8 protein-coding genes are annotated in these 15,356 nt (G+C 58.7%); all 8 read left to right on the forward strand.

Annotation, left to right across the window (positions count from 1 at the left end; genetic code table 11):
• Positions 1-3: 3 nt before the first annotated feature.
• The 8 genes from bcsA to FS690_RS13845 all read left to right on the forward strand — a co-directional run bounded on the left by bcsA (position 4) and on the right by FS690_RS13845 (position 15,291).
• Positions 4-2,109, forward strand: coding sequence for a UDP-forming cellulose synthase catalytic subunit (gene bcsA / locus FS690_RS13810; RefSeq protein WP_104085865.1), 2,106 nt, complete (start codon positions 4-6; stop codon positions 2,107-2,109).
• On the forward strand, positions 2,106-4,556 hold the full coding sequence (bcsB, locus tag FS690_RS13815; protein ID WP_145339790.1) for a cellulose biosynthesis cyclic di-GMP-binding regulatory protein BcsB: 2,451 nt from the start codon (positions 2,106-2,108) through the stop codon (positions 4,554-4,556). Before bcsA ends, bcsB begins: the two co-directional genes overlap by 4 nt.
• Before the next feature lie 9 nt (positions 4,557-4,565).
• Positions 4,566-8,366 carry a cellulose biosynthesis protein BcsC gene (locus FS690_RS13820; RefSeq protein WP_104085863.1) on the forward strand — a complete coding sequence of 1,267 codons (3,801 nt, stop codon included), beginning with the start codon at positions 4,566-4,568 and terminating at the stop codon, positions 8,364-8,366.
• Complete coding sequence (gene bcsD / locus FS690_RS13825) at positions 8,366-8,812, forward strand: cellulose biosynthesis protein BcsD (RefSeq protein WP_039381668.1); 447 nt, start codon at positions 8,366-8,368, stop codon at positions 8,810-8,812. Before FS690_RS13820 ends, bcsD begins: the two co-directional genes overlap by 1 nt.
• A 9-nt stretch (positions 8,813-8,821) precedes the next feature.
• Positions 8,822-9,826 (forward strand): glycosyl hydrolase family 8, encoded by a 1,005-nt coding sequence (locus FS690_RS13830; protein ID WP_039381672.1) that lies wholly within the window; start codon positions 8,822-8,824, stop codon positions 9,824-9,826.
• Positions 9,827-10,031: 205 nt separating this feature from the next.
• Positions 10,032-12,041, forward strand: a complete 2,010-nt coding sequence (gene hmsP, locus FS690_RS13835) for a biofilm formation regulator HmsP (protein WP_175540445.1) — start codon at positions 10,032-10,034, stop codon at positions 12,039-12,041.
• 233 nt (positions 12,042-12,274) lie between these two features.
• Positions 12,275-13,555: a dicarboxylate/amino acid:cation symporter gene (locus FS690_RS13840; RefSeq protein WP_039385674.1), complete on the forward strand. Its 1,281-nt coding sequence runs from the start codon at positions 12,275-12,277 to the stop codon at positions 13,553-13,555.
• Positions 13,556-13,800: 245 nt separating this feature from the next.
• Positions 13,801-15,291 carry a pitrilysin family protein gene (locus FS690_RS13845; protein WP_145339791.1) on the forward strand — a complete coding sequence of 497 codons (1,491 nt, stop codon included), beginning with the start codon at positions 13,801-13,803 and terminating at the stop codon, positions 15,289-15,291.
• Positions 15,292-15,356: the final 65 nt, after the last annotated feature.

Consider the following 15,356-nt stretch of genomic DNA (forward strand, 5'->3'; position numbering starts at 1 on the left):
CTCATGAGTAAACTCGGGTTTTACCTGCTGCTGCTGGTGCTCGCGCCGGTGGCGGCGGTAATCATCATCACGCCTATGGACAGCCAGAAACAATATATTTTTGGTTTAATCAGCATCGGGATGATGTTTTTACTGGGCTTCAGCAAAAGCCGTAAAATAACCGTGGTAATGGTTATTCTTTCCGCGCTGATGTCGACCCGATATATCTGGTGGCGCACTACCGAAACGCTGGAGTTTAATTCCGAGATCGAAGCTATTCTCGGCATTGGCTTATATCTGGCTGAACTTTACGTCTGGCTGATCTTAATTCTCGGGTTCCTGCAGACCACCTGGCCTTTAAAGCGTACGATTGAACCGCTGCCGGATGATACCCGTCTGTGGCCCACGGTGGATGTATACGTACCGACCTATAACGAAAGTCTGGACGTGGTGCGCGATACCGTGCTGGCGGCGCAGTGTATCGATTACCCGCGCGATAAAATCAAAGTCTATCTGCTGGATGACGGCAAGCGCAGCGAGTTTGCGGTATTCGCCGCTGACGTGGGCGTGGGCTATATCACGCGTGATGACAACCGGCACGCCAAAGCGGGCAATCTTAATCACGCGATGACCATTACCAAAGGCGAGCTGATCTGCGTATTCGACTGCGATCACGTCGCCACGCGCGCGTTCCTGCAGGCAACGGTCGGCCCCTTCCTGAAAGATCCGAAGCTGGCCCTGCTGCAGACGCCGCACTATTTCTACTCTCCCGATCCGTTCGAGCGCAACCTGCGTGCCGCCCGCTCTATTCCTAACGAGGGATCGCTGTTTTATGGTCCGGTACAGCAGGGCAATGACAACTGGAATGCGACCTTTTTCTGTGGCTCCTGTGCCGTTATCCGGCGCAGCGCGCTGGAAGAGATTGGCGGCTTTGCCGTTGAGACCGTGACGGAAGACGCGCACACCGCGCTGAAAATGCAGCGTCGCGGCTGGGGCTCAGCGTTTCTGGCGATCCCGCTGGCGGCCGGTCTGGCAACCGAGCGCCTCGGCCTGCACGTTATTCAGCGTACCCGCTGGGCGCGCGGCATGACGCAGATTTTCCGCGTGGATAATCCGCTGTTTGGCCGTGGTCTGAAGTGGCAGCAGCGCCTCTGCTACCTCAACGCCATGCTGCACTTTCAGTTTGGCCTGCCGCGCGTGGCGTTTCTTACCGCGCCGCTGGCTTATCTGCTATTTAACCTGAATATCATTCACTCTTCGGCGTCGCTGATCTTCGCCTATGTGCTGCCGCATCTGGTGATGTCGCTCTACGTTAACTCCCGTATGAATGGCCGCTTCCGCTATACCTTCTGGGGAGAGATTTACGAAACGGTGATGTGCTTCCATCTGGTCATCCCGACCCTGCTGACGCTACTGTCGCCGAAACATGGCAAGTTCAACGTAACGGATAAAGGCGGTCTGCTCGATCAGGGCTTCTTTGATTTCCATATCGTACGGCCGCACGTCATTGTCGCGACGCTGCTCTCCATCGGTATTGTCGCCGGCGTGGTCCGCGCGACGGCGCATGACTATTTCGGGGTCGATCCCTGGGTTATCGCGCTCAACGTTGGCTGGGCTATTTTCAGTCTGATTATTCTGATGGCGGCCATCGCCGTGGCGCGCGAAACCAAGCAGGTGCGTAAAACCATTCGTATTGAGGTGCAGATCCCGGCTGTGATCCACTACGCCAGCGGGATTTCGTCGCGTACCCGCACCAGCGATCTCTCGATGGGCGGCGCGCAGCTGGATGCGCCTGACAACCGGCATGAAATGGATGAGATTGAAGAGATCGATCTGCTGCTGAAGTCCGGCACTATCACTATCCCGGTCAGTAAAATTTCCGGCGATGCAGAGACAATCCGTCTGCGCTTTGGCGCGATGCCGCTGGCGCGTCGCCGCGAGCTGGTGCGCGTCGTGCTGGCGCGAGCGGATGCGTGGATCCAGCCGGAGTACAAGCAGGATAATCCGCTGGTGTCGATCGGCACTATTATTCGTACCGTTTTTGAGCTGTTCTGGCTGACCTGGAAAGATCGCCGCGAGAAGCGCAAGCGTGATGACCAGCCTGTGGCCAAAGAGGACAGCGCAGTATGAAAAGATTAACGCAAACGCTGCTCGCCAGTTCGCTGGCGACGGCACTGCTGCTTACCCCGGTTCAGGCTGAAGAGCCTGCGGTTACGCAGGACAGCAGTGCGCTGTCAGCTGTGCCGCCGCCGGAAGGGCTCACGGCCGATCAGCAGCTGCAGCAGGCCGCCGGGGCCGCCCCTTATGCACCGGAAAGCGGTAGTGACGCGCCGGAAAGCAGTGCCGCCGCGCCAGCTGAGGCTGAAGCGCCGGCAATTCTGTTGCCTGCGGCTGATACCGGAAGCACTGTCCTCAACCAGCCGGTAAGCAGTACGATTTCTGTGGCGCAGATGGGCCAGAAACAGGGCATCACCCTGACCGGAGGACAGCTGCAGTCGGGCATTACCTTTACCCTGCCCGGTGATGAGGTGGTCACCAACGCGCGTCTCAACCTGTCGCTGCGCGTCTCATCAGCGCTGGCAGCGCGCAACACCTCGCTGCAGCTGATGCTGAACGGACAGCCGCTCGGCACGCTGCCGCTCGGCTCCAGCGACAGCGACGTCAGCGACTATCAGCTGGATATTCCGGCTGCCATGGTAGTGTCAGATAACAACCTCAGCTTTAAAATCAACGATGCGGATAAGCTGCTGTGCGAGAAAGAGAGCGCGCAGCAGTATCAGGTAACGATTCTGCCGCAAACCACGCTGAGCCTGGAGGGCCAGCAGCTGAATATCGGCACCAGCCTGCGTAACTTCCCGCGCCCGTTTATTGATGCGCAGCGTATGACGCCGGCCAGCGTCACCTTTGGTTTTGCCAGCAGCGTGACGCCGGATGCGGTGAGCGCTGCCGCGCTGGTGGCGTCGTGGATGGGTATTCAGTCTGACTACCGCGGCATTCGCTTTCCGGTGAGCCGCGGCGCACTGCCAGAGCGCAACGGTATTCTGGTCGGGCATCCGGGCGACAAAATCGGCATCGTGACGCTGCCGGCCAGCAATGGTCCGCTGCTGCAGGTGATCGATAACCCGGATAATCCGGTCTATAAACTGCTGCTGATTGTGGGCAGCGATGACGCACAGCTGCGTCAGGCGGCGAATCGTCTGACAACCAAACCGCTGACTACCGATGCCAGCCAGCTTGCTGTGCAGCCGCAGCCGCTGGCCCAGCGTAAACCTTATGATGCGCCGCGCTGGATCAACACCTCACGCCCGGTACGCCTGAGTGAGCTGCTGCGAAAAGATCAGAGCCTGACCACGACCGGTATCTGGCACGATGCGCTGCGCGTTAACTTCCGCGCGGCACCCGATCTGTTTTTGTGGGATGGCGATACGATCCCGGTAAACCTGAACTACCGTTTTCCCACTGAAAGCTGGATCGACGAAAACAATTCGTTCCTGAATGTCGCCCTCAACGGGACTTTCCTGCGTAATCTGACGGTTAACAAAGTCGGCCTGCTGGAGAGCGCCTGGCACCGGCTGGGGGGTGACGCGCGCCAGGAGCACTACACCCTGAAGCTGGAGCCCTATCTGATTTACGGTGATAACCAGCTGGCGCTCTACTTTAATATCAAGCCCAAAGCGGATGCGCCGTGCGGCGTACTGCTTAACAACAATATCAAAAGCCGCATCGAAGAGGATTCGTGGATCGATCTGAGCCACACCCGTCACTTCACAATGCTGCCGAATCTCTCTTACTTTGTCGGGGCCGCGTTCCCGTTCACGCGCCTGGCGGATTTTTCGCAGACCACGCTGCTGCTGCCGGAAAAACCGGGTGATGCGGAGATCGCCACGCTGCTCGATATGGCGGCGCGCGCGGGTAACGCAACCGGGGTGGCGCTGGTACAAAATCAGGTACTGTTTGGCCTGCCTGAAGGCGGCACCAATCTGAGCCGGCTGCAGCAGAGTGATGTGCTGGCGGTCAGTACCATGCAGCACAGCGCCTTTACGCAGCAGATGCTGCACGGCACGCCGTGGCAGACCAGCGGCAATACGCTGAGCGTTAACGAGCCTGGCCTGATGGAAAAACTGCACGGCTGGCTGACCGGCGACTGGTATCGCCAGGAGCTGGATGCCGATCGCTACTTTTCCTCAAATGAGGCGTGGCGCGGATTTGTCAGCTATCGCTCGCCGTGGAGCGCCGACCGGCTGGTGGTCATGACGGTGGCAACCAGCGATCAGCAGCTGCTGCGCCTGCATGACGATCTCAATTCAGCGCGTATCAACGCCGGTATTCGCGGCGATACCGCCATCATTACCGATGAAAATGGGATCCGCAGCTTCCGGGTTGGTCCGCAGTTTCCGAGCGGTGAAATGCCGTGGTACATGATGGTGGTCTGGTATGCCAACCAGCACTCGGTGCTGATGGCACTGGCCGCGCTGCTGGTGGCCGTACTGATCGGCAGCAGCGCCTGGCTCATGCTGAAGCGTCACGCATGGCGGCGTCTTAACCCCAAAGCAGACAGTCAGTCCGGCAGGAAGTAAGGATAAAAAATGCATAAAAATATACTGAGTGCCGGCATCCGCCACGCCCTGCTGCTGGGCGGGGCGCTGACGCTCTCTCAGCCGCTGCTGGCGGCAGAGAGCAACAATCCTGCGCTGCAGGCGCTGTTTGACCAGGCTGCCTACTGGCATCAGAAAGCGCATGACGATCTGGCAAAGGCGTCGCTGCAGAAAATCCTGCAGGCGGAGCCGAATAATACCCAGGCGCTCTATCTGCTGGCGCTCTACTCCCAGCAGACCGGAAGTACCGCCGAGGCAGCGCAGTGGCGTGCGCGGCTGAGTGCCGTTTCGCCCAACGATGCGCATCTGGCCGAACTGGATAACGCCCGTCAGCTGCAGAGTATTCCGCAGGCGCAGCTATCGCTGGCGCGTCAGCAGGCACGCAGCGGCAACATCGCCGCAGCGCTGCAGACGTGGCGCAACACCTTCAGCGGTAACGAGCCACCGCCGAGCGTCGCCGCTGAATATTATCTGACCATGGCCGGCGATCGCACGCTGCTGCCGCAGGCGGTTGAAGCGCTGCGGCAGTTTGCCGCCGATCATCCGCAGGATACCGGTGCGCAGCTGGCGCTGGGCAAGGCGATGACCTATCAGGAGCCGACCCGTCGCCAGGGGATTGAGCTGCTGGCCGGTATGGCTGACGGCAATAAAGAGGCTGACCGCTCGCTGCGTCAGGCGCTGCTCTGGCTGGCACCGCAGGCTCAGGACGCTGCGCTCTATCAGACCTGGCAGCAGCGTCATCCTCAGGATAACGCGGTAGTGGATTACTACCGTAAAAACGTGGGCGGCGCGGAAAAGGGCGCCGGCTTTACGGCCCTGAACAGCGGCGATGTCAGCGGTGCGCAGTCCAGCTTTGAAAAAGTGCTGCAGGCGAACCCGCAGGATGCGGATGCGCTGGCGGGCATGGGCTATGTTGCGCAGCGCGCCGGGCGCTACGCTGAAGCCGCAGACTACCTGAACCGGGCGGCACAGCTGGGTGGCGATCAGAGCGATGCGCGGCAGAAGCAGGCGGCGGATGCCCGCTTTTACGCGCAGCTTGCCGCCGCTCAGCAGGCGCTGAAAAGCGGCGACAGTGCGCAGGCGCTGGCGCTGAGCGAGCCGCTGACCCAGGCTGAAGGCGAAAAAGGCGTGGCGGCAAAACTGTTCCGTGCCGATGTGCAGCGCCGCACCAATCAGTTGCAGCAGGCGGAGCAGACCTACCGTGCGATCCTGCAAAGCGATGCGGATAACCGCAGCGCCAAAGAGGGACTGTTCTATGTGCTGCGCCAGCAGAACCGCAGCGCTGAAGCTAACAGCCTGCTCGCCTCACTGCCCGACAGCGTGCGGCAGAGCGTGGCGCCACGCGGTAATAACAGCGATCCCATCCGAGCACAGGCGAAACGCGAGCAGGCCGCAGGCAACAGCGCCGCCGCGATCGCCACGCTGACCAGCGGCGTACAGCGCTATCCCACCGATGGCTGGCTGCGTCTGGATCTGGCGCGGCTCTACCGCGCGCAGGGTAATACGCTGATGGCAGCCAATGTGATGCAGCCGGTGATGCGCAATGGCGCGACCAGCAGCGAACTCTATGCCGGTGCGCTCAACGCCAGCGAAAGCGGCGCGTGGCAGCAGGCGAGCCAGCTGCTGGCACGTATTCCCGATCGCAGTAAAACCGGCGCAATGCGTGAACTGGCGCAGCGCGTTAACTTTAATCTGCAAATGGCAACGGCCGATCAGTATCTGGCACAGGGCTCGGATGCGGCGGCGGCGAATACGCTGCGCGCGCTGGCTGCTGCCCCGCCGGCTAATCCGGTTGACGCCGGCAATCTGGCGGAGAAACTGGCGAAAGCGGGCGATCTCACCAGCGCCGTGGCGGTGGTACGCAGCAACATGCAGCGCGGCGTGCAGGGTAACGCCGGGGACTATGCCACGCAGGTCACGGTGCTCAACCAGGCCGGGTTGAGCGGTGAAGCGCAGCGTTTTCTCAGCTCGCCTGAACTGCAGGCGCGCAGTACGCCAGCGCAGCTGGCTGATGTGCGCAACGGCTATCTGATCAATGAAGTAGATCGCCTGCGTGAGCAGAAACAGTATGCGGCGGCCTATGACAAACTGGTGGGTGCGCTGCAGCAGGATCCGCAAAACCGCGATCTGATGTTTGCCATGGCGCGTCTCTATCAGTCCGGCAAAATGAACAAAGAGGCGGGCGTGGTCTATGACTATCTAATCACGCAGGATACGCCACAACAGGATGCGCGCACCGGGGCCATTAACGTGGCGCTGGCAGAGAATGATATCAGCAGGGCGAATACGCTGACGCGCGGACTGCGCAATGAAGAGACGCCGGAGCGGCTGCTGCTGCTGGCGCGCGTAGCGGAAGCCAACGGCGAGCACGGCGAAGCGATGCGTTATCTGCGTACCGCACGCGGTAAAATGATTGGTCTGCAGGGCGCGCAAAGCGGCAGCGTACCTGTGGTTGGCGGACTGGCGCTGGCAGACAATCCCTTTATTAACCGCAGCACCTCGCCGGTTGGCCGTTCCTCTTCCAGCTATGGCGCGGTCATGCCGTGGCAGAACGCACCAACAGTAAGCCGCACAGCAGACACTGCGCTGGCAGCCAATACGCCTGTGCTGCAGCAGAACCAGACGCTGCATCAGATTGACACGATGATGGACGCGCTGCAGGAGAAAACCGGGACCTGGGTACAGGGACAGATGCAGGTGCGCGGACGCGATGGCGAGTCAGGCTTGAGTAAGCTGACCGAAGCGAAAGCGCCGCTGACCTTTTCCACGGTGCCGTTTGGCGAGTCGCGGTTTGATTTTACCGTTACGCCGGTTTCACTGACCGCGGGCAGCGCTGGCGGAGATGCATGGCGCCGCTTTGGCAGCAATGCGCTGGTGCAGGGCAATGTCGTGGCAGCCGGGGATGCGAAAATCACGGACGTTCCCGCTTCAGCCACCGATTCGCAGTCCGCTTCCGGCGTTGAGCTGAACATGGCGCTGAAGGGCGACAGCTATAAAATCGATCTCGGCAGCACGCCGCTGGGCCAGGATCTCAGCACGCTGGTGGGCGGGATCCAGTGGTCACCGAAGCTGACTGATTTCCTGACGCTGATCCTGACCGGTGAACGCCGTGCCATGACCGACAGCCTGCTTTCGTATGTGGGAGCAGAAGATAAAACCAGCGGCAAACGCTGGGGACGCGTAACGAAAAATGGCGCGAATGCCCTGCTGAGCTATGACAACGGCGATGCCGGACTTTATGCCGGCGGCGGCGCTTATAGCTACATTGGCGAAAATGTGGCGAGTAACCAGAGCGTTCAGGCAACCGCTGGCGTTTATGTACGGCCTTTCCACTACGACGATCGCGAGCTGAAGGTGGGAATGAACCTCTCCTGGATGGATTTCTCCAAAAACCTCAGCTATTTCAGTTATGGCCAGGGCGGCTATTTCAGCCCACAGAACTATGCATCCGTTTCATTCCCGGTGGATTTCAGCCGTCAGTTTGACGATCTGAAAGTCAACGTCGGGGGATCGGTAGGGTATCAGTCTTACAGCCAGGATAAGAGCGCCTACTTCCCGGACGATGCTGCGCTGCAGTCGCAGCTGCAGAGTCTGGCCGATCGCGGCTTTGTCAGAAGTGCTTACTACAGCGGTGAAAGTAAAAACGGCATAGGTTACAACCTGCACGCCGGTGCGGATTATAAAATTAATAAAGATGTCACGATTGGCGGGCAGCTGGGGTATGACACCTTTGGCGACTACAACGAAAGCACTGCCAACCTCTACTTCCGCTATATGTTTGGAGATAACTGATGAGCGAGCAACCCACCGCACGCGTGACCTGGTCGCATCAGCCTGGCTGGTTTGACCTGGTCTGCGTGATGACAGAGAGCGTGCTGGAGAACGGCGGTGATGAAGCCACGGCTTTTCTGGCCAGCACCGGGGAGACGCTGGCGATGCGCTATCCGCTGCCGGCTTCACGTACCGTGCAGGATCTGGAACGGGAGATGAATCTGCAGCTGGCCCGCTTCAACTGGGGCTTTGTGCAGATTCATCCGGCAGAAAATGCGATTCAGATTGAGCATCATGCGCTGCCGGCCGGTCACGACACGCTGCCGGCTGAACGCTGGCGGCTGGCAATGGGGGCCGTGCTGGGCGGGCTGTATGCGCAGTGGCTGCGCGGTCAGGGCGGCAGCGCCGCAGTACCGCTGACGCTGGAAAACGACAATGGCTCAACGCTGCTGTATCGATATCAATAGGAAGCGGTAATGAATGTAATGCGGCACGGGCGTCGGTGGATGCTCTGTTTAATGATGATATTTTTTAGCGCGCAGGCGATGGCAGACGGCTGGAGCAGTTATAAAAGCCGCTTTCTGAACAGCGACGGCCGGATTATCGATACCGGCAACAAAGGCGTCAGCCATACAGAGGGTCAGGGCTATGGCATGCTGCTGGCGGTAGCGAATAACGATCGCGCTACCTTTGATCTGCTGTGGCAGTGGACGCGTGCGCATCTGCATAATCCGCAAAATGACCTGTTCTACTGGCGCTATGTGCCTGATGCGGCCGATCCGGTGGCAGACAAAAACGACGCCAGCGACGGTAATGTGCTCATTGCCTGGGCGCTGCAGCGCGCGGCCCAAAAGTGGGGAGGAGATTATCAGCAGGATTCCGATCGCATTCAGCGGGCAATTATTAAGCTGAACGTGATCGATTACGCCGGACACAAAGTTATGCTGCCTGGCGCAAACGGCTTTAATAAGTCGAGCTACGTCGTGCTGAACCCCTCCTATTTTCTGTTTGCTGCCTGGCAGGCGTTTGCTCAGCAGAGCCATCTGCGCGTCTGGAATACGCTCATTGACGATGGCATGACGCTGCTGGGTGAGATGCAGTTTGGTAAAACCGCGCTGCCACTGGACTGGGTCGCGCTGAACGCGGATGGCTCTGTCGCACCGGCGGTGGGGTACTCTAATCGGTTCAGTTATGATGCGATTCGCGTGCCGCTGAATATCTGGTGGTACGATCCGCAGAGCCTGCGGCTGGTGCCTTTTCAGCACGTCTGGCAGGGCTATCCGCGTCAGACTACGCCGGCCTGGTTCGACGTACTGGCTAACAGCCCGGCGCCTTATAATATGGAAGGCGGCCTGACAGCGGTACGCGATTTGACGCTGAACCAGACCGGTCATCTCAGCGACCGCATTCAGCCGGAACAGAATTACTTCTCTGCCAGCCTGCAGCTATTAGTGTGGCTTGCCTGGCAGGAAAAAGGTTAATGCTCTCCTGCGAGCGCGCGGTGCGCGCTCGCTTTCTACGCTCCCGGCAACGGGTAAAACGCTGAAAACGCGCCTCTCTTCCTTCCGACCGATGATTTTCACCCTTATCGCGGCGTACAACGTCTGAGACCTGGGATATACTTGCTGCGCATTCAGGCTACTATCACTGCGGATTATGGCGGCATTGCGGCCGGGAGAAATTTTGTTGCGCGTCAGTCGCTCGTTAACCATCAAGCAAATGGCAGCCGTGTCTGCGGTTGTGCTGGTGACGATCACGATTTTTATCGTTATCCAGCTTTTTCATTTTGTGCAGCAGCGCAGGGTTGATTACGCCCAGCAGATGGAGAATGTGGCGCACACGGTACGCCAGCCGCTCTCAGAGGCGGTGCTGAAAGCGGACATCCCTCAGGCGGAGCATATTCTTAATACACTGAAACCCGCCGGTATCCTGTCGCGGGCCGATGTGGTGCTGCCCAATGCGTTTCAGGCGCTGCACGCCGATTTTGCACCGGAAAAGCCGGTTCCGCGTCTGGTCGCCCGGCTGTTTGAACTGCCGGTGCAGATCACGCTGCCGCTGTATGCGATAGAGCGGGGCGGCATGCCAAAGCCCATCGCCTATCTGGTGCTTCAGGCGGACTCCTCGCGCGTTTACCAGTTTCTGCTCAGTACGCTCTCAACCATGATCACCACCTGGCTGCTGATGGCGCTGATCCTCTCGGTCGCTATTAGCTGGTGTATTAACCGTCTGGTTGTGCACCCGCTGCGCGATATTTCACGCGAGCTGCAGGAACTGCCGCCGCAAGCCATCCTGACACATAAGCTTACGCTGCCCGGCAATCACCGCGATGATGAGATAGGCATGCTGATCCGCAGCTATAACCGCAATCAGCAGGTGCTGGAGTCCGTTCACGATGAGATGAGCCGGCTGACCACCCATTTTGCCGTGACGGATCTGCCTAACCGCACGCTGTTCCTGGCGCTGCTCGACCAGCATCTGCAGCAGCGTCACCGGCAGCAGCCCTGGAGCGTCATGGTTATCCGTATCGAAACGCTGCAGGAAGCCAACGGCGTGCTGAGCGATGAGCAGCGTGATGCGCTGATGCTGACGCTGGTAGAGAAAATCCGCAGTACGATTGATGACCACACGCTGCTAGCGCAGACGGGACCCAGCGATTTTGCGCTGCTGCTGAAGCGGGCGCACAACCCCTTCCGCGCGATGCGTCTGGCGCGCAACCTGATGCTGCGTATCAATCAGCCGGTCAATCTGTATCAGCTGCAGCTGCGACCCAATGCCAGTATCGGGCTGTCGCTCTCTGACGAGAGCCTCTGCTCTGCCCGCGAGCAGCTGGATCGGGCGACATCAGCCATGATGTCAGCGCGGCATCAGGGGAAAAATCAGATCCTGTTTTTTGATCCGGTCCTGACCGAACGGGCGCAGAAGCGGCTGACGCAGGAGCATGACATTCTGCAGGGGCTGCAGGAGGGTGAGTTTGCGCTTTATCTGCAGCCCCAGCTTAACATGGCAACCGGTGAGCTGACGGGGGCTGAAGCGCTGCTGCGTATGCGGATGGCGGATGGCAGCTTCGGGCTGCCGGAAGAGTTCATCGCCAGCGCGGAAGAGATCGGCGTGATTTCCGCCATCGGTCGCTGGGTATTTGAAGAGGCGTGCCGCATTCTGGCCGGCTGGCAGCGACGGGGGATTACGCTGCCGCTGAGCGTAAATATTTCGGCCGTCCAGCTGCGCGACAGCGGCATGGTGACGCATCTGCAGAGCCTGCTGGAACGGCATCGCATCCGGCCGGGTTCTTTAGTGCTGGAAGTCACCGAAACCGCCGGAATAGGTGATGCCGAACAGGCGATGGCGCTGCTGCTCGCGCTGCAGCAGACCGGAGTTGCCGTTGCGCTGGACGATTTTGGTATGGGCTACTGCAATCTCAATTATCTGCATCAGTTTAAAGCGTTACCGGTTAATAAGCTGAAGATGGACCGCAGCTTTGTCGCCGCGCTGCCGGACGATGACACTATGGTGCGCATTGTGGCCGCCGTGGCAAAGATTGTGGATGCTGACGTTGTGGCTGAAGGGGTAGAAACGGCGGAGCAGCGCGACTGGCTGCTGGCGCGTGGCATTACTATTGGTCAGGGCTATCTGTATGCCGAAGCCCTGCCGCTTACCACCTTTGAACAGGGCTGGCTGCAGCGCTGTTCACGCACGTGATAGTGACCTTATCAATTGATTGTTCTGCAGAAACCGCGCCACAGCGCCAGCTGAAGCGTTTCAGTTCATAGTTAGAGTTTTGTAACTTTTGTAAGGAATGTCAGGGGATACTCATCCTGTTAACAGGGTGTTATTTTCAGTTTATCGGTAAGGTTTTACGCTCTCAGGCGGCTTGCCGCATGCGTTTCTCCCTGACACAGGCGGTGAATGCCGTCTCTACCTGGACACCTGTTATGAAACTGTTTAAAAGCCTCTACTTTCAGGTGCTGGTTGCCATCGGCATCGGCGTTCTGTTAGGCCATTACTATCCCGAATTAGGCGCGCAGATGAAGCCGCTTGGTGATGGTTTTGTAAAGCTGATCAAGATGATCATCGCCCCCGTAATCTTCTGTACGGTGGTGACCGGTATCGCCGGCATGGAGAGCATGAAAGCCGTCGGACGCACCGGCGCCGTAGCGCTGCTCTATTTTGAAATCGTCAGTACTATCGCGTTGATCATCGGACTGGTGGTGGTGAACGTGGTTCAGCCTGGCGCAGGAATGAACGTGGATCCCGCCACTCTGGATGCGAAAGCGGTAGCCGTTTATGCACAGCAGGCAGAGCAGCAGGGTGTGATCGCGTTCCTGCTTGATATCATCCCGGGCAGCGTCATTGGTGCCTTTGCCAGCGGCAACATTCTGCAGGTGCTGCTGTTCGCTATTCTGTTTGGTTTCGCACTGCATCGCCTCGGCAGCGCCGGTACCGTAATGTTCAACGTTATCGAAAGCTTCTCAAAAGTGATCTTTGGCGTGATCAACATGATTATGCGCCTGGCACCTATCGGGGCGTTTGGTGCCATGGCTTTCACCATCGGTAAGTATGGTGTCGGCTCGCTGGTGCAGCTTGGCCAGCTGATCATCTGTTTCTATATTACCTGTATCCTGTTTGTCGTGATCGTGCTGGGCGCAATTGCGCGCTGGGCTGGCTTTAACATCTTCAAATTTATCGGTTATATAAAAGAAGAGCTGCTGATTGTGCTGGGTACTTCATCGTCTGAATCAGCGCTGCCGCGCATGCTGGATAAGATGGAGCGCCTCGGCTGCAAAAAATCGGTGGTGGGGCTGGTTATTCCAACGGGCTACTCGTTTAATCTGGATGGCACCTCAATCTATCTGACCATGGCCGCCGTGTTTATTGCGCAGGCGACCAACGCTCATATGGATATCTTCCATCAGATCACCCTGCTGGTGGTCCTGCTGCTCTCCTCGAAAGGCGCGGCGGGCGTTACCGGAAGCGGCTTTATTGTTCTCGCCGCGACGCTCTCTGCGGTAGGGCATCTGCCGGTCGCGGGCCTGGCATTGATTCTGGGCATCGACCGCTTTATGTCCGAAGCGCGTGCGCTGACTAATCTGGTCGGTAACGGCGTAGCCACGGTGGTGGTGGCTAAGTGGGTGGGTCAGCTGGATGAAAACCAGATGAAAGAGACGCTTTCTTCAGCGAAAAAGGTCAATCACGTCTCTCATACCGGCGCATAATCCGCAATTTGCGTTAATTTCCGATTAAATGCCCGCTGTCACTTGCCCTGACAGCGGGCATTTGCATAATAAACCCCGTTGATTTTTTTCCCGATTTTTTTCCTTGTTGCGCGACTTCCTGGCCATCCTGTGGTCAAAGGAACTGTCATTAAATAAACGCGGCGGCAATACGCCGCGCGGGCCGCTTTCCCGGTGGCCAGTCAGTCCGTGCTAACAAGCGTTTATCTGTTTGATTAGGGGTTCACATGCAGGGCACCAGAATTCGGCTTTTGGTTGGCGGCTTGCTGCTTGCAGCAACCGGTTTCGGCGCGCACGCCGAAACACTTCAGCCCGATCCCGCCTGGCAGGAGGGCAAACTGGACAACGGGTTCAGTTGGCAGCTGCTGACCACACCACAACGTCCCAGCGATCGCATTGAGCTTCGCCTGGTGGTTAATACCGGCTCGCTGGCGGAGAGCGCTCAGCAGACCGGCTTCAGTCATCTGTTACCGCGCCTGGCGATGGTGCATAACACCGCGCTGGATACCAATCAGCAGCGTGCACTGTGGCAGCAGGCGATGGATCCGCAGCGTCCGCTGCCGCCAGCGATCTCGTCATACGACTACACTCAGTACAACCTCAGTCTGCCCAACAACCGGCCAGAACTGCTTAAAGAAGCGTTAAACTGGCTGGCGGCGACCGCGGGTAAGATGAGCATTAATGAGCAGGTGGTCGCGACGGCATTAAGCGCGACCGATCCCATCGCCACCTGGCCATCTGACACGCAGGATGTCTGGTGGCGCTACCGCCTGAAAGGCTCAACCATGCTGGCGCACGACCCCGGTGAGCCACCGCGCGCGCCGGTCGATCCCGCGCAGCTGAACAGTTTTTATGAGCAGTGGTATACGCCAGATAATATGACGCTCTATGTGGTTGGTAATGTCGACAGCCGCACTATCATGGAGCAGATTGGCAAGACTTTCGCAACGCTGAAAGGAAAACGCGATACGCCGGCACCACTGCCCACGCTGTCGCCGCTGCCGCATCAGCCGGTCAATCTGGTTGATGGCTCTCTGGCACAGGATCGGCTGTTGCTGGTATGGGATACGTCGTGGCAACCGATTCGCGAATCGCAGTATCTGCAACGTTACTGGCAGAGCGATCTGGCGCGGGAAGCGCTGTTCTGGCACGTGCAGCGCGCGCTGGCAGATAATAAAGCGCAAAATGTGCAGGTCGGCTTTGACTGCCGCGTGCTTTATCAGCGCGCGCAGTGCTCCATCAATATGGAGAGTCCCAACGCGTCACTGCCGCAAAACATGAATCAGATCGCTAAAGCGCTGGCCGTGGTTCGCGATAAAGGGCTGCCGCAGGATGAATTTGATGCGCTTATGGCGCAGAAGCTGCTGGAGCTGAATAAGCTGTTTACCACCTACGCCCGTACGGATACTGACATTCTGATGGGGCAGCGCCTGCGCTCGCAGCAGAATGCGGTAGTGGATATTGCTCCCGAGCAGTATCAGAAACTGCGCCAGTCTTTCCTGAGTGAGTTAACGCGTGAGCAGCTCAACCAGGAACTGCGCCAGCAGCTGACGCAGGAGCTGACTATGGTACTGATCCAGCCACAGGGCGAAGCAGAGACCAATGTGAAGATGTTGCAGGAGAGCTGGAACAAGGTGATGGCAGTGCCTGATGCGCCCGCCGCACCGGCCCCGGACGAAAGCAGTAAAGCAGAAAACAGCACCGATCGGGGCGCATAAATGCGCCCCCTACGATGAATTCCCCGTAGGGGTGCCATTCATGGCGCGCTGGTCGATGCGCGCAC

This window comes from Pantoea sp. PSNIH1, assembly GCF_007680655.1.
GTDB classification, from domain to species: domain Bacteria; phylum Pseudomonadota; class Gammaproteobacteria; order Enterobacterales; family Enterobacteriaceae; genus Pantoea; species Pantoea eucrina.

Excerpts from the sequence above, each read along its gene's own strand:
- FS690_RS13840 (WP_039385674.1), top strand. The coding sequence starts at position 12,275 with ATGAAACTGTTTAAAAGCCTCTACTTTCAGGTGCTGGTTGCCATCGGC.
- bcsA (WP_104085865.1), top strand. The coding sequence starts at position 4 with ATGAGTAAACTCGGGTTTTACCTGCTGCTGCTGGTGCTCGCGCCGGTG.
- FS690_RS13830 (WP_039381672.1), top strand. The coding sequence starts at position 8,822 with ATGAATGTAATGCGGCACGGGCGTCGGTGGATGCTCTGTTTAATGATG.
- bcsB (WP_145339790.1), top strand. The coding sequence starts at position 2,106 with ATGAAAAGATTAACGCAAACGCTGCTCGCCAGTTCGCTGGCGACGGCA.
- bcsD (WP_039381668.1), top strand. The coding sequence starts at position 8,366 with ATGAGCGAGCAACCCACCGCACGCGTGACCTGGTCGCATCAGCCTGGC.
- FS690_RS13845 (WP_145339791.1), top strand. The coding sequence starts at position 13,801 with ATGCAGGGCACCAGAATTCGGCTTTTGGTTGGCGGCTTGCTGCTTGCA.
- FS690_RS13820 (WP_104085863.1), top strand. The coding sequence starts at position 4,566 with ATGCATAAAAATATACTGAGTGCCGGCATCCGCCACGCCCTGCTGCTG.